This window comes from Streptomyces solitudinis (assembly GCF_036323765.1).
Lineage (GTDB): Bacteria > Actinomycetota > Actinomycetes > Streptomycetales > Streptomycetaceae > Streptomyces.
On sequence record NZ_JAZDCW010000006.1, the window covers coordinates 307,371 to 326,204 of the forward strand.

An 18,834-nucleotide genomic window follows, 5' to 3' on the forward strand; every position below is an offset into this window, starting at 1 on the left:
CAGCCCCCGTCAGCTCTCGTCCACGGTCACGTCGCCGAACGGCAGCAGCGGTTCGGCCCACGGGAACACGTACTGGAAGAGCAGGTAGACGGTCCCGAGGACCAGCACGAGCGAGATCAGCGCCCGCACGAGTGCGTTGCCCGGCAGGTGCCGCCAGATCCAGCCGTACATCCGTGGTGCCGTCCTTCCGTCCCCGCCCGCGTGTTCCCGCCGCGCGTGCGCGCGGGTCCCAGAGTACGTGGCGGGGCACGGGCGCGGGGGTCAGTCCAGCGGCTTCGCGTACTGGAGGTCGAACGGCCCCGCGTAACCGGGCAGTGTCGTGTCGCGGTGCTCGTCGACGTCCCAGCCGAGCCCGTAGGCGTCGACGTACCGCTTGTACGCCTGGATCGCGGGCGCGCCGTCGAGTGCCTCGCGCAGCCGCTCCGGCTCGCCGACGGCGGTGACCTCGTAGGGCGGCGAGTACAGGCGGCCCTGGAGGATGAGGGTGTTGCCGACGCAGCGCACCGCACTGGTGGAGATGAGCCGCTGGTCCATGACCCGGATGCCCTCGGCGCCGCCCGCCCACAGGGCGTTGACGACGGCCTGGAGGTCCTGCTGGTGGATGACGAGGTCGTCCGGGCTGGGCTCGGGCCAGCCGGGGATGCGGGCGGTGGCGTCCGGCGGGGCGTCGGTGAGCGTGACGGTCAGCCCGGCGCCCGAGACCTCCTCGGCCCCGGCGGCGGCCTCGGCCCGCTCCAGCCGCTCGCGCGTGGCCGGTGAGACGCCGCTGTCGCGGTCGGCGAGCGCGTCGACCTCCTCACGCAGCCGGGCGGTGCTGCCCTCCAGCTCGTCGTTCTCGTGGCTGCGCTGCTCGATGAGGTCGGAGAAGCGCAGCATCGACTCGTCGCTGCGCAGATCGGTGCCCTTGGCGGTGTTGAAGCTCACCCAGAAGATCAGCCCGGCCAGGGCGAAGACGGCGGCGCTGGCCAGCCGCAGCGGGCGGAAGCGGAGACGGGACCGGAGCGGACCGCCGAGCGGGCCGCCACCGGAGGACGCCGTGCCGTCGGACACACCGGGGCCGGTGCCGGGACCGCCGCCGGTGGGGGGCTCCTGGGGAGGAGTCGCGGAAAAGGTCACCGTACCCTTGTCTCCTTACACCGCCTACACGCACTACGCTAACGGACCACACCAGCATCCGTTCCGCGCGGTCGCAGCGCATCGACAGGAGAGCCCCTCGTGCCGAAGTCTCGGATTCGCAAGAAGAAGGACGACTACACCCCGCCGGCGGCGCAGCAGTCGACCAAGCTCGACTTCAGCAGCTCCGGGCGGCGCTGGGTCGCCCCCCTGATGCTGGCGATGTTCGCCATCGGCCTGGCGTGGATCGTCGTCTTCTACATGACCGAGGGCTCGTTGCCGGTCGACGCGCTGGGCAACTGGAACATCGTGGTCGGCTTCGGGTTCATCGCGGTGGGGTTCGTCGTCTCGACGCAGTGGAAGTAGCGCGTGCGTCGGCCGCTTCCGGTTGCCGGGGGCGTGCCCCGTCGCGCTCCGGCCAGGCCGGAGGGCGGGTTATCCACAGGCTGTCCACAGGGCTGGGAAAAGTTCAGACGATCTGTGGATAACTCTCATCGGGTTGACGCCGCCCGCCACCTCGGACACACGTTCTTCCCAGGACCTCCAGCGGAAACGCACCTGCGTACGAGCGCCTGCGCGCCATGCACAAGATCCGCTACCCCCTGTGGATAACATCGCGTAGCGCTCGGGCCAGCACTTCCGGAGCGCTCAGCTCAGCAGCGCCGAGGTACGGAGCACGCAGACCACGGCCAGCACCACCAGCAGCGCCGCGCACGTGCCCCACTGCACCAGCGACCGCGCCCCGCGCGGCGCGTGGACGAAGGCCACGGCGATGACCGCGCCCACCACCAGGCCGCCCAGGTGCGCCTGCCAGGCGATGTTCAGGCCGGGCAGGAAGGTGATGACGAGGTTGATCGCCAGCAGCACGAGGATCGGCCGCATGTCGTAGCGCATCCGCCGCATCAGCACCGCCGTCGCGCCGAACAGGCCGAAGACCGCCCCGGAGGCGCCCAGCGAGAGCTGGTTCTGCGCCATCAGCAGGTACGCGAGGACGTTCCCGCCCAGCGCGGAGAGCAGGTACAGCACGACGAACCGCAGCCGCCCGAGCGCGGCCTCCAGCGGCGGCCCGAGGAACCACAGCGCCATCATGTTGAAGCCGATGTGCCAGATCTCCTGGTGCAGGAAGGCCGACGTGAGGAGCCGGTACCACTCGCCGTCCGCGACGCCGATGAGCGCGAACGAGCCCGAGCCGTCGAAGGCGTACCCGATCATGCCCAGCGAGGTCACCAGCTCCCGCCCGGCGGCGAGGACGGCGATGAAGACCGCGAGGTTGAGGCCCACCAGGATCTTGGTGACCAGCCGGGTGTCCCCCACGACCGTCCCGCCGGCGACCGTGCGCGGCCGGGTGTCGCCCGAACCTCCGGTGCCGCCGCCACCGCGCACGCACTGCGGGCACTGGTAGCCCACCGAGGCGCCGATCATGCAGTCCGGGCAGATCGGCCTCTCGCACCGGGTGCAGCGGATGCCCGTCTCCCGCTCCGGGTGCCGGTAACAGCCGGGCAGCGTGTGTCCGGGCCCGGTCCCGCCCTGCTGGTGCTCCATCTCTCCCCTTCCGCCGCGCCGCCCCACCCGTCATACGGACGGGTGGGGCGGACCGTTCCCGCACGGGTCGCCCCGCGCCACCGGAACGGGTCAGCGGCGCTCGATCACGACCGACTCGATGACCACGTCGTCCACCGGGCGGTCGGTGCGCGGGTTGGTCCGGGTGGCGGCGATCTCGTCCACGACCTTCTTGCCCGCCTCGCCGCTGACCTCACCGAAGATGGTGTGCTTGCCGGTGAGCCAGGACGTCGGCGACACCGTCACGAAGAACTGCGAGCCGTTCGTGCCCGGACCGGCGTTGGCCATGGCCAGCAGGTACGGCTTGGTGAACGCGAGGTCGGGGTGGATCTCGTCGCCGAACTCGTACCCCGGGCCGCCGGTGCCGTTGCCCAGCGGGTCGCCGCCCTGGATCATGAAGCCGCTGATCACCCGGTGGAAGACGGTCCCGTCGTAGAGCCGGTCCTGCGACTTCGCGCCGGTGCCCGGGTGCGTCCACTCCCGGGAGCCCTCGGCGAGTTCGACGAAGTTCTTCACCGTCTGCGGGGCGTGGTGCGGGAACAGCTGGATCTCGATGTCCCCGCGGTTGGTCTTGAGAGTGGCGTAGAGCTGCTCGGCCACGATCTGCCTTCCCTAGTCCTGACTGACGGACCGATCCTCCCATGGACGGACGGCGCGGATGCCCGGTGCTCGCATCGGAGTGATGATGAACAGGCAGTCGGCGGTGCGGGGCCGCGGGAACGTCCCGCGGCGGTACGGGTCGTGGCATGGTCGGCTGGGAAGGCCGGCGTGGGCCGGACTCCGGGCCGCCGCGGCGTGGCACCCGTGACGGCGCGCCCGGCCCCGATGGCCCGCTCGACATGCCGAATCCGGTGTTGCCCGGCATGATCTCGACCCGGATGTAAAGGCGACAAGGAGAGGTGTGCCGGGGCCCGCCCCCGGACCACGTGCCACCGAGGAGGAGGATCTCGTGACCCGCAAGGACAGCGTGCGTGCCGCGTCGGGCACCGCCAAGGGAAGTGTGCTGCACGCCGCCGAGGCGGTGGGGCCCAAGGTGGGTCTCGCCGCGCGCCAGGCGCAGCACACCGCCCGTGAGCAGTACGAGAACGTGGTGGCCCCGCGTCTCAGCCACGCCCGCAGTTCCCTGCCCCCGGCCGTGGACGACGCCGCGTCACGGGCGGCCGAGCGGACCCGCGCGGCCGCCAAGAGCGCCGCCGCCTACACGACCCCCCGTGTCGAGGCGGCCCGCGCCGCGGCCGGACCGGCCCGGGACGAGGCGCTGGGCCGCTCGGTCGCCGCGCTCGCCGCACTGCGCGGGGAGATCACCGCGGCGGAGGTCAAGAAGCTCAACAAGAAGCGCACGCGCCGCGCCCGCAACGGCAGGGCGTTCAAGCGGGTCCTGGTGCTCGGCCTCCTCGGCGGTGCCGCGATGGCCGCCTGGCGCTGGTGGGACCAGCAGGCCAACCCGGACTGGCTGGTCGAGCCGCCCGCCCCGACCGACGTCACCGAGCGGTCCGCCCTGTCGACCGTGGACGGCGCCCCGGAGGACGCCGCCTCGCTGGACCCCGAGGTGCAGGCCAAGCAGGCCGACGCCGACACCGGCCCGGACGGCGGCAAGGACGAGAGCCAGGGCTGAGGCCCGCGGCCGGACGCCGTACCGCGTCCCGTCCCGGACGCCTCCCCGTCCGGGCCGGACGAGGGCGGGCCGGACGAGGCTGGACGTGCACGAGGGCCGGGGCTCCACCGCGGTGGAGCCCCGGCCCTCGTGCGTCGGGTGCGTCTTCGGCCCTGTGCGCCGGGATTCGCCCCGTGCGCCGCGACACCCGTGTGCTGCGACGGGGCCGGGTTCCGGTGGCGCGTCAGTCGTCGCCGCGCCCCCAGTTGCCCTGGCCCGGGAAGAACCCGCCGATGGCCCCGTCGTCGTCGCCGTCGCCTCCGTCACCCCCGTCGCCTCCGTCGCCGCCGCCCGGCACGGTGATGAGGACGACCTCGGAGCCCTCCTCGGCCGGGGTGTTCGCGGGCGGGTTGGTGCCCTGGGCGCGGGCGTTGCCCTCCTGCGGCCCCTCGATCCGCACCTGGAACCCGGCCTCCGTCAGCGCCTTCTGGGCCTGGCCGACCTTGCGCCCGGTGACGTCCGGGACGGGGACCATCTCCTTCTGCGGCGCCTTGGCCACCACCAGGGTCACCGTGGAGTTCACAGCGGCCTGCTCGTTCCCGGGCGGGTCCTGGCGCAGCACCGAGTTCTCCGGCTGCGACTCGTTCTCCTCCTCCTCGACCTCGACGAGGAAACCGACCGCCTGGAGCTGCTGGCGGACCTGGTCGACGTTCTGGCCGACCACGCTCGGCACCGTGCGCGTCTCCGTCTCCACGACGGACAGCGTGACCGTCGAACCGGGCTGCACCTCCTCGCCGCCGCCGGGGCTCTGCTCGGTGACGGTGCCCTGCGGCTCGGTGGACGAGGAGACGGCCTCCTCCTCCACCTCGAAGCCCGCTTCCTCCAGCTCGGTCCGCGCGTCGTCGATGGTGCCGCCGGTGACGTCCGGCACCTCGACGGCGGCCGGACCGTCGGAGACGATCAGCTCGATCTGGGTGCCCCGCTCCAGCTCCGTGCCCGAGGCCGGCTCGGTCTTGCAGACCGTGCCCTTCTCCTGGTCGCAGTTCTCGGTGCCGCCCTCGACGGCGGTGAGCCCGGCGTTCTCGGCGCGCTGCGACGCCTCCTCGACGCTGAGGCCCGCGACCCGCGGCACGGTGACGGGATCGGACCCCGTCCCCCCGAAGAGCGCCTTGCCGATGAAGACGGCGCCGATCAGGACGAGGATGCCCGCCACGACCAGCAGGATCGTGGAGAGCTGGCTGCCCCTGGGCTCGCGGCGTCTGCCGCGCGGCTCGTCGTAGCCGTACCCGCCGTCGTCGTCCCGCGTCGGCGGCAGCATGGCGGTGTGGGCGCCCGCGCCCGTCGCGCGGAGCGCCTGCGTGGGCCGGTCCTCGGGGTAACCGCCGTAGCCGGCCGCGCCCATCGCGGCGGCGGCGCCGACCGGCTGGCCGTCGAGGGACGCCTCGATGTCGGCGCGCATCTCGTCGGCGCTCTGGTAGCGGTAGTCCGGGTCCTTGGCGAGCGCCTTGAGGACGATCGCGTCCTGCTCGGGCGTGATCTCCGGGTCGAAGACGCTCGGCGGCGACGGCTCCTCGCGCACGTGCTGGTAGGCGACGGCGACGGGCGAGTCACCGATGAAGGGCGGCCGCACGGTCAGCAGCTCGTAGAGCAGGCAGCCGGTGGAGTACAGGTCGCTGCGGGCGTCGACCGTCTCGCCCTTCGCCTGCTCGGGGGAGAGGTACTGGGCGGTGCCGATGACGGCGGCCGTCTGCGTCATGGTCATGCCGGAGTCGCCCATGGCGCGGGCGATGCCGAAGTCCATCACCTTGACCTGCCCGTTGCGCGTCAGCATGACGTTCGCGGGCTTGATGTCCCGGTGGACGATGCCGTTGCGGTGGCTGTACTCCAGCGCCTGGAGGATGCCGACGCACATCTCCAGCGCCCGCTCCGGCAGCAGCTTGCGCCCGGAGTGCAGCAGCTCGCGCAGCGTGGAGCCGTCCACGTACTCCATGACGATGTAGGGGATGGAGATGCCGTCGACGTAGTCCTCGCCGGTGTCGTACACGGCGACGATGGCGGGGTGGTTCAGCGACGCCGCCGACTGCGCCTCGCGGCGGAAGCGGGCCTGGAACGTGGGGTCCCGCGCGAGGTCGACCCGCAGGGTCTTGACTGCGACGGTACGGCCAAGCCGGGTGTCGTGGGCCAGGTAGACCTCGGCCATGCCGCCGCGGCCGAGCACCTGACCCAGCTCGTACCGCCCGCCTAGGCGACGCGGCTCGTCCATATCTCCAGCCTCTCCGTTCGTCCGGGCCACACCGGTGTGGGGCCCGGCGGCGTGCTAGCTCGGCATACGGTACCGGGCTCGCGCACCCGTCCCCGTCCCGGCCGCCGGCCCGGCCCGGGGCGCGGGACGGCCGTCCGGGGCCGGTGGCGGACGGTCACTGCCCGCCGTCGAGGACGGCCTTCATCACGTCCGTGGCGATGGGGGCCGCGAGGCCGCCGCCGGAGATCTCCGAGCGCTCGGCGTTGCTGTCCTCGACCACCACGGCCACGGCGACCGGCGAGCCGTCGTCCGTCATCGCGTACGAGATGAACCAGGCGTAGGGGTTCTCCTTGTTCTCCGCGCCGCGCTGGGCCGTACCCGTCTTGCCGCCCACTGTGACGCCGTCGATCTGGCCCCTGGTTCCCGTGCCCTCCTCGACCACGGTCTCCATCATCTGCTGGATCTTCTCGGCGTTCGTCGCGTCCAGCGGCTGGCCCAGCTCCTCCGGCTCGGTCTGCTCCACGACGCTGCGCGGGCCTTCGAGGCGGTCGACCATGTAGGGCTTCATCAGCGTGCCGTCGTTGGCGATGGCGGCGGTGACCATGGCCATCTGCAGCGGCGTGGCCCGGTTGGACGCCTGCCCGATGCCGGCCATGGCGTTCTGCGGCTGGTTGTCCTCGGGGTAGACGCTCACGGCGGTGCGGATGGGCACGAAGTGCTCTTCGTTGAAGCCGAACGCCTCGGCCATCTCGATCATGCCCTCGTTGCCGATGTCGTCGCTGATGCCGGCGAAGGTGGCGTTGCAGGAGTACTTGAGCGCGTCGCGCAGCGTGGCGTTGTCGCAGGGGGGGCTGCCGAAGTTGCTCAGCTCGTCGCTCGACTGCGGCAGGGGGAACGGGTCCTCGATGCCCGACTCCTTGTCGATGTCGTACTTGCCGCTCTCCAGCGCCGCCGCGGCCGTGACCACCTTGAACGTGGAGCCGGGCGGGTACGTCTCGCGCAGGGCCCGGTTGTTCATCGGCTTGTCCGGGTCCTCGTTGAGCGCGACCCAGCTCTCCTGGTCGTCCGCCGAGTATCCGGAGATGGTGGACGGGTCGTAGGAGGGGGTGCTGGCGAGCGCGAGGACGGCGCCGGTGCGCGGGTCGATGGCGGCGACGGCGCCCTTCTTGTCGCCGAGCCCCTCGTAGGCGGCCTTCTGGGCCGCCGCGTTCAGCGTGGTGACGACGTTGCCGCCCTCGCGCGGCTTGCCGGTGAGCATGTCGATGGTGCGGTTGAAGAACAGCCGGTCGTCGTTGCCGGTGAGGATCTCGTCGTAGACGCCCTCCAGCATGGAGGTGCCGTACGCCTGGGACGCGTAGCCGGTGACCGGCGCCCACATCTCGCCGTTCTTGTAGGTGCGCTCGTACGTGTAGTTCTGGTCGTCGGTCTCGGCGGACCCGGTGATGGCCTTGCCGTCGACGATGATGTTGCCGCGCGGGTGGGAGTACCGCTCGATGGCCACCCGGCGGTTGCGGTCGTCGGTCTGCAGCTCGTCGGCCTGGACGAACTGGATCCAGTTGACCCGCACCAGCAGGGCCATGATCAGGATGCCGCAGAAAATGGCGATCCGGCGAAGGGGCTTGTTCACGACCTCACCACCTGGGTCATCTCGACGTCGGGATTGGGCGCGGGGGCGGGTGCCGGACGGCGCGCGGTGTCACTGATGCGCAGCAGGATCGCGAAGAGCGCCCAGTTGGCGATCACGGAGGAACCGCCCTGCGCGAGGAACGGCATGGTCATGCCGGTGAGCGGGATCAGCGAGGTGACACCGCCGGCGACGACGAACACCTGGATGGCGAAGGCCCCGGAGAGGCCGACGGCGAGCAGCTTGCCGAACGGGTCCCGGGCGGCCAGCGCCGTGCGGATGCCCCGCTCGATGAGCAGCCCGTACAGCAGGAGGACGGCCATCATGCCGGTGAGGCCCAGCTCCTCGCCGATGGTGGCGAGGATGTAGTCGCTCTTGATGGCGATGCCGCCGATGAGCCGCGAGTAGCCCTCGCCGAGCCCGGAGCCGAACAGTCCGCCGGAGCCGAAGGTGTACATCACCTGGGCCGCCTCGGTGACGTCTCCGTTCTTCGTGGCCAGCGGGTTGAGCCAGTTGTCCACGCGGGTGGCGACGTGGCTGTTGAACGAGGCGACGAAGACCGCGCCGGCGGTGGACAGCAGCAGGCCGAAGATGATCCAGCTCGTGCGCTCGGTGGCGACGTAGAGCATCACCACGAACATGCCGAAGAACAGCAGCGAGGTGCCGAGGTCCGTCTCGAAGACCAGGATCATCAGGCTGATGGCCCAGATGACCAGGATCGGCCCGAGGTCGCGGCCGCGCGGCAGGTAGACGCCCATGAAGCGGCGGCTGGCCAGCGCCAGCGCGTCCCGCTTGACCATCAGGTAGCCCGCGAAGAACACGGTGATGATGATCTTGGCGAACTCGCCGGGCTGGAGCGAGCCGACGCCGGGGATCGTGACCCAGATGCGGGCGCCGTGCACGGCGGGGAAGAACATGGGCAGCGCCAGCAGCACCAGGGCCACGGCCATGGAGATGTAGGTGTACCGCTGGAGGATGCGGTGGTCCTTGAGGAAGACCAGCACCGCGAGGAACAGCGCGACGCCGACCGCCGACCACATGAGCTGGCCCGGTGCCGCGTTGGCCGGGCTGACGCCCGACTCCTGGTCCAGGCGCCAGATCAGCACCAGCCCGAGCCCGTTGAGCAGGGTGCAGATCGGCAGCATCAGCGGGTCCGCGTAGGGGGCGAACCTGCGCACCAGCAGGTGCGCGACGCCCGCGAGCAGACCGAGCCCGAGCCCGTACCCGAGCATGCCCGCCGGCAGGGTGCCGTCCTTGGCCAGGCCGACGTTGGCGTAGGCGAAGACGGGGATGAGGACGGCGAAGACGAGCAGGCCCAGCTCGGTGTTGCGGCGGCTGGGCAGGCCGCCCGCGGAGACGGTGCTCGTGCCGCCGGTGGTGGTGTTGCTGCTCATAAGTCGTGGGCCCCTCACGGCGTCCGGCACATCCGGGCGAGCTTCTGCTGCTGCTCGGTCAGGGTCGGGCCGGTGGTCGGCGCGCTCGTCGGCGGCTCCTCGGCGCCGGGCTTCCCGTCGGCCCCGGGCTGGGTGTCGTCGGCGTTCTCCCTGGCCTCCTCGGCGGCGGCGCGCTGGGCGGCCACGATCTCGCAGACCTCGGCCTGGTTCCCCAGCTCCTCGATCTTGTCGCGGGCCTGGCCCAGGCTGCCCATGGAGATCGTCTCCCGGACCTGGTTGCGCTGGTACACCGGCAGGTACTTGAGTTCGATGCCGGTGCGCTCCTTGACGTCGCCCAGCTCCAGCCACGCCAGCTTCTGGCTGATGCCCTGGTACAGCGCCACCTTGTCGCCGTCGGCGCCCACGTAGTACTGCGTCCTCGTCCAGTTCCAGGCCGCGTACGCACCGCCGCCGAGCAGGGCGAGGACGAGCAGGACCAGCAGGGTGCGCCGGAGCCAGCCGCCGCGTCTGCGCCGCGCGCCGTACCCGTCGGTGCCGCCGCCGGACTCGCCGTCCTTGCCGTAACCGCCGTAGCCGTCACCCGCCGCCGCGGCCCCCGTGCCGCTGCCGGGCGGGCCGAAGCCCTCCGCCGCGCCCTCGCCGCCGGACTGCTGCGGCACCGAGCGGCTCAGTTCGGCCGCGCGGGAGGCGGGGGTGGCCTGGCCGGACCCGCTGCCGGGCGGCGGCTGGTTCTCGGCGACGGCGCCGACCACGACGGGCGTGTCGTTGAGCTGGGCGGCGAGGGTGTCGTTGCCGTCGACGTCGAGGACGTCGGCGATGATCACCGTGATGTTGTCGGGACCGCCGCCGCGCAACGCGAGCTGGATCAGCTCCTCGACCGTCTCGTGCGGCCCCTGGTACCCGGCGAGCGTCTCCTCCATCGTCTGGTGGCTGACCACGCCGGACAGGCCGTCGGAGCAGATGAGGTAGCGGTCGCCCGCGCGCACCTCGCGGATGGAGAGGTCCGGCTCCACGTGGTCGCCGCTGCCCAGCGCGCGCATGAGCAGGGAGCGCTGCGGGTGGGTGGTGGCCTCCTCCTCGGTGATGCGGCCCTCGTCCACCAGGCGCTGCACCCAGGTGTGGTCCTGGGTGATCTGGGTGAGGGCGCCGTCGCGCAGCAGGTAGGCCCGGGAGTCGCCGACATGGACGAGTCCGAGCCGCTTGCCCGTCCACAGCAGGGCGGTGAGCGTGGTGCCCATGCCTTCGAGCTGCGGGTCCTCCTCGACCATCACGCGGAGCTGGTCGTTGGCGCGCTGCACGGCCGTGCCGAGCGCGGTGAGCAGGTCGGACCCGGGAACGTCCTCGTCCAGCTCCACGATCGTGGAGATCACCTCGGAGCTGGCCACCTCGCCGGCCGCCTGGCCGCCCATGCCGTCGGCGACGGCGAGGAGCCGGGGCCCGGCGTAACCGGAGTCCTCGTTGTGGTCGCGGATCATGCCGTCGTGGGACCCGGCGGCGAAACGCAGTGACAGACTCATGCGCACCTCGCCCGTCGGCTCCGGATACATCCGCACGGTGCCCACCCTCCGGTCGTCATGTTCGTCTACTTCCGCAGCTCGATGACCGTCTTGCCGATGCGGATCGGAGCACCGGGCGGAATCGGCGTCGGTGTGGTGAGTCGGTTGCGGTCAAGGTAGGTGCCGTTGGTGGAGCCGAGATCCTCGACGATCCACTGTCCGTCCCGGTCCGGGTAGATCCTGGCATGCCGGCTGGACGCGTAGTCGTCGTCCAGCACGATGGTCGAGTCGTGGGCCCGTCCGAGGGTGATCGTCTGCCCCTGGAGGGCGACCGTCGTGCCGGTCAGCGACCCCTCGGAGACGACGAGCTTCGTCGGGGCCCCGCGCCGCCCCCGTCCGGCGGCGCGGCCCGCGGGCGGTGACTGCTGCGGCGGCCGGGCCGCCGGGCGGTCCGGTGCGCGTCGGCCGGCGTTCTGCCGCTGGGTCACGCGCGTGCCGAACAGGTCGCTGCGGATGACCTGCACGGCCACGATGACGAACAGCCACAGTACGGCGAGAAAACCCAGCCGCATGACCGTCAGGGTCAGCTCTGACATTGCCCCCGCTTCACCCTTCGGCTTGCCGGTAAATGATCGTGGTGCTGCCCACGACGATGCGTGAGCCGTCGCGGAGCGTAGCGTGTGTGGTCCGCTGTCCGTCCACCACGATGCCGTTCGTCGAGCCGAGGTCCGCGACCGTGACGGTGGGACCGGTGCGGATCTCGCAGTGCCGCCGGGAGACGCCGGGGTCGTCGATGCGCACGTCGGCCTCGGTGGAGCGGCCGAGGACGAGCGTCGAACGGGAGATCTGGTGCCGGGCGCCGTTGATCTCGACCCAGCGCCGCACCTGGCCGCCGGACGTCGGCCCGCCGCCGGGGGGCGGGGCGGACGGCATGCGGGGGACGCCCGCGGGCATCGGGGGGGCGCCGGACGGGCCGCCGTCGTGCCGCGCGGGGGCGGGGGCCTGCTGCTGGGAGCTGCTGGCGGCCAGCGTGCGGCTGCGGACCCGGTACAGGCCGGTGTCCAGGTCCTCGGCCTTCTCCAGGTGGACCTTGACCGAGCCCATGAACGTGTAGCGCTGCTGCTTGGCGTAGTCGCGCACCATGCTGGCCAGCTCGTCGCCGAGCTGCCCGGAGTAGGGGCTGAGCCGCTCGTGGTCCGGTGCGCTCAGCTCGACGATGAAGTCGTTCGGGACGACGGTGCGCTCACGGTTCCAGATCGTGGCGTTGTTGTCGCACTCGCGCTGGAGGGCGCCCGCGATCTCCACGGGCTGGACTTCGGACTTGAACACCTTGGCGAAGGTGCCGTTGACGAGACCTTCGAGACGCTGCTCGAAGCGCTTCAGAACTCCCACGGTGCACCTCCTTCCCAGGTTCCGTTGTCCTAGTGCGCTGCGCAGGCCGCAGCGACCGGTACTGCTTACTGATCGTATCCACGCGCCGGAAAAACGGCTGGTTCCGCTTGGCCGCCTGACGCTGGGGTGTCACCTCTCACACGGATCGTAGAGGCGTCCCACGGTCAGTGTCCCCCACCGGCGGCGGGCCGGGAGCGCCAGGAACGGATGTGAGAGCACCGTGGACACCGTGCTAGTCTTCTGCATGTCGGCAGGGCGCGGACGCGAAGCGGACACGGCCAGGCGACACACCCAATGCGCGGGTGGCGGAATAGGCAGACGCGCTGGATTCAGGTTCCAGTGCCCGAAAGGGCGTGGGGGTTCAACTCCCCCCTCGCGCACAGCAGAGAAGGTGCCCTCCCGGGTGGCGACAGTCACCGGGGAGGGCACCTTCTCTTTTGTCGTGCGCGCGTGTTGCGGTACGGCGCGGGTGCCGGTGCGGGGACGAGGTGGGGTGGACGGCGTGCGGGTGCTCGTGCTGGGGGGCACGGGGGAGGGGCGGCGGCTGGCGGAGGCGCTGGCGGACGTCGCCGGGGTGCGGGTCGTCTCGTCGGTGGCCGGGCGGGTGCGGGGCGGGCCGCAGCCGGCGGGTGAGGTGCGGACCGGAGGGTTCGGCGGGGCCGGGGGGCTCGCCGCGTGGCTGGTGCGGAACCGGGTGGGGTGCGTGGTGGACGCCACCCACCCGTTCGCCGCGGTGGTGAGCGCCCACGCGGCACAGGCGGCGGCCGGGACCGGGGTTCCGCTGCTGGCGCTGCGCCGCCCCGGGTGGACGCCCGGCGCCGGGGACCGGTGGGTGGACGCCGGTTCCATGGCGGAGGCGGCCGGGGCGCTGGCCGGGCTCGGGGAACGGGTGTTCCTGAGCGTCGGGCGGCAGCAGGCCGGGGCGTTCGCCGGGCTGGACGGCCACTGGTTCCTGCTGCGGGCGGTGGAGCCGCCGCAGCCGCCGCTCCCGCGCCGCCGCACGGTGGTGCTGGCCCGGGGCCCGTTCACGGTGGCGGGCGAACTGGCGCTGCTGCGGGAGCACCGGATCGAGGTACTGGTGAGCAAGGACAGCGGGGGTGGTGCGACGCGGGCCAAGCTGACGGCGGCCCGGCTGCTGGGGCTGCCGGTGGTGCTGGTGCGCCGTCCGCCGCTGCCGGAGGGCGTGGCGTCGGTGCCGGACGTCGCGGGCGCGGTGGCCTGGGTCAGGCGTCAGGCGGCGGCTGCGGGTCCTGGCGGGGGAGGCGGCGCAGCAGGTAGGTGTCCATGATCCAGCCCTTGCGCTCCCTGGCCTCCTCGCGGAGCGCGGTGATGCGCTCGGCCGTTCCGGCGAGCGGTCCCGAGGCGAGGATCTCGTCGGGCGTGCCGAGGTAGGCGCCCCAGTAGACGTACAGGTCCTCCTCGTCGGCGTACCGCTCGTAGGTCCGGTGGGCGTCGAGCATGACGACGACGTCGTCGGCGTCCTCGGGGAAGGCCTCGGCCAGCCGCCGTCCCGTGGTGATCTGCACCGGGCGCCCGACGCGGTTGAGGCCGGTGCGGTGCCGGGCGGCGAGCGCGGAGACGCTGCTGATCCCGGGGATGACGGTGTGCTCGAAGGCGACGGTGCCGCGGGCGAGGACGTCGTCGAGGATGCCGAGCGTGGAGTCGTACAGCGCCGGGTCGCCCCACACCAGGAAGGCGCCGCACTCGCCGTCGGCCAGTTCGTCGCGGATGAGGCGCTCGTAGATGTCGGCGCGGGCGCGGCGCCAGTCGTCCACGCCCCGTGTGTAGGCGCCGCTGCGGTCGGCCGTGGGGGTGGTGCGGTCACGCTCGGGGTCGGCGTCCTCCACCACGCGGTAACCGGGGCGCCTCACGTGGCACCGCAGGATCTCCTCGCGCAGCGCGATGAGGTCCCGTTTGGCGTGTCCCTTGTCGAGGAGGAAGAAGACGTCGGCCTCGTTGAGGGCGCGGACGGCCTGCATGGTCAACTGCTCGGGGTCGCCGGCTCCGATGCCGATCACCAGGATTTTTCGCACGGGGGCGAGTCTGCACCCCGGCCGGGCGGGGGTCTGCGCCAGGGGCGCGGGAGGTGGCGCGGCGGGTGCCGCGCGCGGGTGCGTCCACCGGGATGACGGCGGGTTCCGGCCAGTGGCGGGTTCCGTACGGGAGTCAAAGGTCACAGCTGCGCGCCGCTGTGTTCGGCGGCGCCGCTCCTCTAGCCTGCCGTGCATGACGGTCCTGCCTGATGACGGGCTTCCTCTGGCCGCCGAGTTCCCGGATGTCACGCGCGAGCAGTGGCAGCGCCTCGTCGAGGGTGTGCTGCGCAAGTCTGGCGCGAGCGAGGCCACCGGGGCGGGCGCCGAGGACGCGCTGTCCACCGAGCTGGAGGACGGGCTGCGCACGCGCCCGCTGTACACCGCCGAGGACGCTCCGCGCGTCGCGCCGGGCCTGCCGGGCGCCGCGCCGTACCTGCGCGGCGCGACGCCGGCGGGCAGCGTCCCGGACGGCTGGGACGTGCGCCAGCTCCACCGGCACCCGGACGCCGCCCGCACCAACGAGGCGGTGCTCGCCGACCTGGAGCACGGCTCGTCCTCGCTGTGGCTGGTCGTGGGAGGCGCGGGCCTGCCGGTGGCGGCGCTGCCCGCGGCGCTGGAGGGCGTGTACCTGGACCTGGCCGCGGTGGCGCTGGACGCGGGGGAGAACTTCGACGCCGCCGCCTCCGCCCTGCTGGAGCTGCACGAGCGGCGCAAGGTGCCGCCGTCCGCCGTCGCGGGCAGCCTGGGCGCCGACCCGCTCGGCCTGCTGGCCCGCACCGGCGACGCCGGGCCGACGGCGGGCCTGCTGGACGCCGCCGCCGCGTGGGCGGTGCGGCTGGGCCGTACCCGTCCCCGGCTGCGCGTCCTGACGGTGGACGCGCTGCCCTACCACGAGGCGGGCGCCTCGGCCGCCGAGGAGCTGGGCTGCTCGCTGGCCACCGCCGTCGCCTACCTGCGGCGGCTCACCGCCGAGGGGATGAGCGCCGAGGACGCGTGCCGCCGGATGGAGTTCCGGTACGCCGCGAGCGCCGACCAGTTCACCACCATCGCCAAGCTGCGGGCCGCGCGGCGGCTGTGGGCGCGGGTCGCGCAGGCGTGCGGGGTGACCTCCGACGCCGCGGCCCAGCGGCAGCACGTGGTGACGTCACCGGTGATGATGACCCGCCGCGACCCGTGGGTGAACATGCTGCGCACGACGGTCGCCACGCTGGCCGCCGGGGTGGGCGGCGCGGACGCCGTCACCGTGCTGCCCTTCGACCACGCGGCCGGGCTGCCGGACGCGTTCGCCCGGCGCATCGCGCGGAACACGTCCACCATCCTCGTCGCCGAGTCGCACCTGGCCCGCGTCATCGACCCGGCGGGCGGTTCCTGGTACGTGGAGCGGCTGTCCGACGAGCTGGCGCACGCCGCGTGGGCGTGGTTCCAGGACGTCGAGCGGGCCGGCGGCCAGGAGGCGGCGCTGCGCGACGGCGTCGTGGCGCGGCGGATCGAGGCGACGTGGGCGCGGCGTTCGGCGGACCTGGCGCACCGCAGGGAGCCGGTCACGGGTGTGAGCGAGTTCCCGCTGCTCACCGAGGAGCCGGTGGTGCGCGAGAGCGCGCCCGAGCCGCCGTCGGGCGGACTGCCCCGGGTGCGCCGCGACGAGGCGTACGAGGATCTGCGCGCCCGCTCCGACGCGCACCTGGCCGCGGCCGGCGCGCGTCCGAAGGTGCTGCTCGCCGCGCTGGGCAGCGCGGCGGCGTACACGGCGCGGGCCACGTTCGCGGCGAACCTGTTCCAGGCGGGCGGGGTCGAACCCGTGCTGGTGCCGGTGGACCCGGCCGACGCGGACGGCCTCGCGCGGGCCGTGCGGGAGCAGGGGACGGCGCTGGCGTGCCTGTGCTCGGCCGACGCGGTCTACGCCGAGCACGCCGCGTCCGCCGCCGGGGCGCTGAAGGCGGCCGGGGTGCGGCGGGTGCTGCTCGCCGGGCGGCCCGGCGCGCTGCGCGAGGCGCTGGAGGAGGCCGGGGTGGACGGGTACGTCGCCGCGGGCGGTGACGCGGTGGCGCTGCTCACCGGCGTCCTGGACGAGCTGGGAGTGAAGTGATGAGCGCTGTCCCTGACTTCACCGGTGTCGAGCTGGACGACGCCGCGCCCGCGCCCGGTGCCGACGGGGGCGCCGCCTGGCGGGAGGCGTTCGCGCGGCAGACGGGCCGCAGCCCCGAGGAGCTGGTGTGGGAGACGCCGGAGGGCATCGGCGTCAAACCGCTGTACACCGGCGAGGACGTGGCGGGCCTGGACTTCCTCGGCACCTATCCGGGCGCCGCGCCGTACCTGCGCGGCCCGTACCCGACGATGTACGTGAACCAGCCGTGGACGGTGCGCCAGTACGCGGGGTTCTCCACGGCGGAGGAGTCCAACGCCTTCTACCGGCGCAACCTGGCGGCCGGGCAGAAGGGCCTGTCCGTCGCGTTCGACCTGCCCACGCACCGCGGCTACGACTCCGACCACCCGCGCGTCACCGGTGACGTCGGCATGGCGGGGGTGGCGATCGACTCGATCTACGACATGCGGCAGCTCTTCGACGGCATCCCGCTGGACCGCATGAGCGTGTCGATGACGATGAACGGCGCGGTGCTGCCCGTGCTGGCGCTGTACATCGTCGCGGCGGAGGAGCAGGGCGTCCCGCCCGAGAAGCTGGCCGGAACCATTCAGAACGACATTCTGAAGGAGTTCATGGTCCGCAACACCTACATCTACCCGCCGCTGCCGTCGATGCGGATCATCTCCGACATCTTCGCGTACACCTCGCAGCGGATGCCGCGCTACAACTCGATCTCCATCTCCGGCTACCACATCCAGGAGGCCGGGGCCACGGCCGACCTGGAGCTGGCCTACACGCTGGCCGACGGGGTGGAGTACCTGCGGGCGGGCCGGGACGCGGGTCTGGACGTGGACGCGTTCGCGCCGCGCCTGTCGTTCTTCTGGGCGATCGGCATGAACTTCTTCATGGAGGTCGCCAAGCTGCGCGCCGCGCGGCTGCTGTGGGCGAAGCTGGTGCGTGGCTTCGGCCCGCAGAACCCGAAGTCCCTGTCGCTGCGTACCCATTCGCAGACGTCGGGCTGGTCGCTGACCGCGCAGGACGTGTTCAACAACGTCACCCGTACGTGTGTGGAGGCGATGGCGGCGACCCAGGGGCACACGCAGTCGCTGCACACCAACGCCCTGGACGAGGCGCTGGCCCTGCCCACCGACTTCTCCGCGCGGATCGCCCGCAACACCCAGCTCCTGCTCCAGCAGGAGTCGGGCACCTGCCGCGTCATCGACCCGTGGGGCGGCAGCGCGTACGTGGAGCGGCTGACGTACGACCTGGCGCGGCGGGCCTGGCAGCACATCCAGGAGGTCGAGGAGGCCGGCGGCATGGCGAAGGCCATCGACGCGGGCATCCCCAAGCTGCGGGTGGAGGAGGCCGCCGCCCGTACCCAGGCGCGCATCGACTCCGGACGGCAGCCGGTCATCGGCGTCAACACCCACCGGGTGGCCAGCGACGAGCAGATCGAGGTGCTGCGGGTCGACAACTCCTCGGTGCGCGCCCAGCAGGTCGACAAGCTGCGGCGGCTGCGCGCGGAGCGGGACGAGGACGTGTGCCAGGACGCGCTGCGGGCGCTGACCGGCGCGGCCGAGGAGGGGCACCGCGGCGGTGGCGGCCTGGAGGGCAACCTGCTGCACCTCGCGGTGAACGCCGCCCGTGCGAAGGCGACCGTCGGGGAGATCTCGGACGCCCTGGAGAAGGTGTACGGACGGCACGCGGGCCAGATCCGTACGATCTCCGGTGTGTACCGAGACGAAGCCGGGCAGTCCTCCGCGCTGGAGGGCACCCGCGCCCTGGTGAGCGACTTCGAGCGGGCCGAGGGGCGCCGCCCGCGCATCCTGGTGGCGAAGATGGGCCAGGACGGGCACGACCGCGGCCAGAAGGTCATCGCGACGGCCTTCGCGGACCTGGGCTTCGACGTGGACGTCGGCCCGCTGTTCCAGACGCCGCAGGAGGTGGCCCGGCAGGCGGTGGAGGCCGATGTGCACATCATCGGCGTCTCCTCGCTGGCGGCGGGGCACCTCACGCTCGTCCCGGCGCTGCGGGAGGAGCTGGCGGCGCAGGACCGCGGGGACATCATGGTGGTGGTCGGCGGGGTCATCCCGCCCGCGGACGTCGAGCCGCTGCGGGAGATGGGCGCCGCCGCCGTCTTCCTGCCCGGCACGGTGATCCCGGAGGCGGCGCGGGACCTGCTGCGCTCACTCGCCGCGGACCTCGGCCACGACCTGTAGACGGGCCGGGCACCGCCGGCCGGACGACGGGACCGGCCGGGCGACGCACCGGCCGGACGACGGAAGCAGACGAGACGGGTGGGC

Annotated in this window: 16 protein-coding genes and 1 tRNA gene; 6 read left to right on the plus strand and 11 right to left on the minus strand. The window is 72.7% G+C overall.

Translation table 11 applies throughout. The features are described from left to right. Window positions 1-9: 9 nt before the first annotated feature. Together V1J52_RS17920 and V1J52_RS17925 are read right to left on the minus strand one after the other, a co-directional pair. Window positions 10-171, minus strand: coding sequence for a hypothetical protein (locus tag V1J52_RS17920; protein WP_330140854.1), 162 nt, complete (start codon window positions 169-171; stop codon window positions 10-12). Between the two features lie 90 nt (window positions 172-261). Beyond that, window positions 262-1,050, minus strand: a complete 789-nt coding sequence (locus tag V1J52_RS17925; RefSeq protein ID WP_443075864.1) for a DUF881 domain-containing protein — start codon at window positions 1,048-1,050, stop codon at window positions 262-264. A 165-nt stretch (window positions 1,051-1,215) separates the two neighbouring features. Here V1J52_RS17925 and crgA point away from each other — a divergent pair, with 165 nt between their 5' ends. After that, entirely contained in the window at window positions 1,216-1,479 is a 264-nt protein-coding gene (crgA, locus tag V1J52_RS17930; RefSeq protein WP_330140855.1) for a cell division protein CrgA, read from the plus strand. Window positions 1,480-1,761: 282 nt separating this feature from the next. Here crgA and V1J52_RS17935 read toward each other — a convergent pair whose 3' ends face one another. After that, window positions 1,762-2,655 (minus strand): rhomboid family intramembrane serine protease, encoded by an 894-nt coding sequence (locus V1J52_RS17935; RefSeq protein ID WP_330140856.1) that lies wholly within the window; start codon window positions 2,653-2,655, stop codon window positions 1,762-1,764. A gap of 90 nt (window positions 2,656-2,745) precedes the next feature. Next, window positions 2,746-3,273: a peptidylprolyl isomerase gene (locus V1J52_RS17940; protein ID WP_330140857.1), complete on the minus strand. Its 528-nt coding sequence runs from the start codon at window positions 3,271-3,273 to the stop codon at window positions 2,746-2,748. A 349-nt stretch (window positions 3,274-3,622) separates the two neighbouring features. Between V1J52_RS17940 and V1J52_RS17945 the strand changes: the two genes are divergently transcribed. After that, a complete protein-coding gene (locus V1J52_RS17945; RefSeq protein ID WP_330140858.1) occupies window positions 3,623-4,288 on the plus strand; it encodes a DUF5324 family protein in 666 nt (221 codons plus the stop codon). Between the two features lie 223 nt (window positions 4,289-4,511). Here V1J52_RS17945 and pknB read toward each other — a convergent pair whose 3' ends face one another. The 6 genes from pknB to V1J52_RS17975 form a co-directional block, all read right to left on the minus strand. After that, window positions 4,512-6,530: a Stk1 family PASTA domain-containing Ser/Thr kinase gene (gene pknB / locus V1J52_RS17950; protein ID WP_330140859.1), complete on the minus strand. Its 2,019-nt coding sequence runs from the start codon at window positions 6,528-6,530 to the stop codon at window positions 4,512-4,514. Between the two features lie 154 nt (window positions 6,531-6,684). After that, window positions 6,685-8,136 (minus strand): peptidoglycan D,D-transpeptidase FtsI family protein, encoded by a 1,452-nt coding sequence (locus tag V1J52_RS17955; RefSeq protein ID WP_330140860.1) that lies wholly within the window; start codon window positions 8,134-8,136, stop codon window positions 6,685-6,687. Next, complete coding sequence (locus V1J52_RS17960; RefSeq protein ID WP_330140862.1) at window positions 8,133-9,527, minus strand: FtsW/RodA/SpoVE family cell cycle protein; 1,395 nt, start codon at window positions 9,525-9,527, stop codon at window positions 8,133-8,135. Before V1J52_RS17960 ends, V1J52_RS17955 begins: the two co-directional genes overlap by 4 nt. A 14-nt stretch (window positions 9,528-9,541) precedes the next feature. Further along, window positions 9,542-11,044: a Stp1/IreP family PP2C-type Ser/Thr phosphatase gene (locus V1J52_RS17965; RefSeq protein ID WP_443075858.1), complete on the minus strand. Its 1,503-nt coding sequence runs from the start codon at window positions 11,042-11,044 to the stop codon at window positions 9,542-9,544. A 65-nt stretch (window positions 11,045-11,109) separates the two neighbouring features. Next, window positions 11,110-11,619, minus strand: coding sequence for an FHA domain-containing protein FhaB/FipA (locus V1J52_RS17970; RefSeq protein WP_330140864.1), 510 nt, complete (start codon window positions 11,617-11,619; stop codon window positions 11,110-11,112). A gap of 10 nt (window positions 11,620-11,629) precedes the next feature. Next, window positions 11,630-12,415: an FHA domain-containing protein gene (locus V1J52_RS17975; protein WP_330140866.1), complete on the minus strand. Its 786-nt coding sequence runs from the start codon at window positions 12,413-12,415 to the stop codon at window positions 11,630-11,632. 296 nt (window positions 12,416-12,711) lie between these two features. On the opposite strand from V1J52_RS17975, the gene V1J52_RS17980 reads away from it, so the two are divergent. Both V1J52_RS17980 and V1J52_RS17985 read left to right on the plus strand, forming a co-directional pair. Beyond that, window positions 12,712-12,795 (plus strand) — tRNA-Leu (locus tag V1J52_RS17980). 122 nt (window positions 12,796-12,917) lie between these two features. After that, window positions 12,918-13,703, plus strand: a complete 786-nt coding sequence (locus V1J52_RS17985) for a cobalt-precorrin-6A reductase (RefSeq protein ID WP_330141010.1) — start codon at window positions 12,918-12,920, stop codon at window positions 13,701-13,703. On the opposite strand, the gene cobF is transcribed toward V1J52_RS17985, so the two are convergent. Next, the gene (cobF, locus tag V1J52_RS17990) at window positions 13,639-14,448 is read right to left on the minus strand and encodes a precorrin-6A synthase (deacetylating) (RefSeq protein ID WP_330140867.1); all 810 of its coding nucleotides are present in this window, start codon (window positions 14,446-14,448) and stop codon (window positions 13,639-13,641) included. The genes V1J52_RS17985 and cobF overlap by 65 nt on opposite strands. 193 nt (window positions 14,449-14,641) lie before the next feature. Here cobF and V1J52_RS17995 point away from each other — a divergent pair, with 193 nt between their 5' ends. After that, window positions 14,642-16,534 (plus strand): methylmalonyl-CoA mutase family protein, encoded by a 1,893-nt coding sequence (locus tag V1J52_RS17995; RefSeq protein WP_330140868.1) that lies wholly within the window; start codon window positions 14,642-14,644, stop codon window positions 16,532-16,534. After that, on the plus strand, window positions 16,534-18,750 hold the full coding sequence (gene scpA / locus V1J52_RS18000) for a methylmalonyl-CoA mutase (protein ID WP_330140869.1): 2,217 nt from the start codon (window positions 16,534-16,536) through the stop codon (window positions 18,748-18,750). Before V1J52_RS17995 ends, scpA begins: the two co-directional genes overlap by 1 nt. The last annotated feature ends 84 nt before the right edge of the window (window positions 18,751-18,834 follow it).

What these genes read in the sequence shown, in the direction of transcription:
- V1J52_RS17920 (WP_330140854.1), bottom strand. Translation starts at nt 171, where the DNA reads ATGTACGGCTGGATCTGGCGGCACCTGCCGGGCAACGCACTCGTGCGG.
- V1J52_RS17935 (WP_330140856.1), bottom strand. Translation starts at nt 2,655, where the DNA reads ATGGAGCACCAGCAGGGCGGGACCGGGCCCGGACACACGCTGCCCGGC.
- pknB (WP_330140859.1), bottom strand. Translation starts at nt 6,530, where the DNA reads ATGGACGAGCCGCGTCGCCTAGGCGGGCGGTACGAGCTGGGTCAGGTG.
- V1J52_RS17960 (WP_330140862.1), bottom strand. Translation starts at nt 9,527, where the DNA reads ATGAGCAGCAACACCACCACCGGCGGCACGAGCACCGTCTCCGCGGGC.
- V1J52_RS17965 (WP_443075858.1), bottom strand. Translation starts at nt 11,044, where the DNA reads ATGAGTCTGTCACTGCGTTTCGCCGCCGGGTCCCACGACGGCATGATC.
- V1J52_RS17970 (WP_330140864.1), bottom strand. Translation starts at nt 11,619, where the DNA reads ATGTCAGAGCTGACCCTGACGGTCATGCGGCTGGGTTTTCTCGCCGTA.
- V1J52_RS17995 (WP_330140868.1), top strand. Translation starts at nt 14,642, where the DNA reads ATGACGGTCCTGCCTGATGACGGGCTTCCTCTGGCCGCCGAGTTCCCG.
- scpA (WP_330140869.1), top strand. Translation starts at nt 16,534, where the DNA reads ATGAGCGCTGTCCCTGACTTCACCGGTGTCGAGCTGGACGACGCCGCG.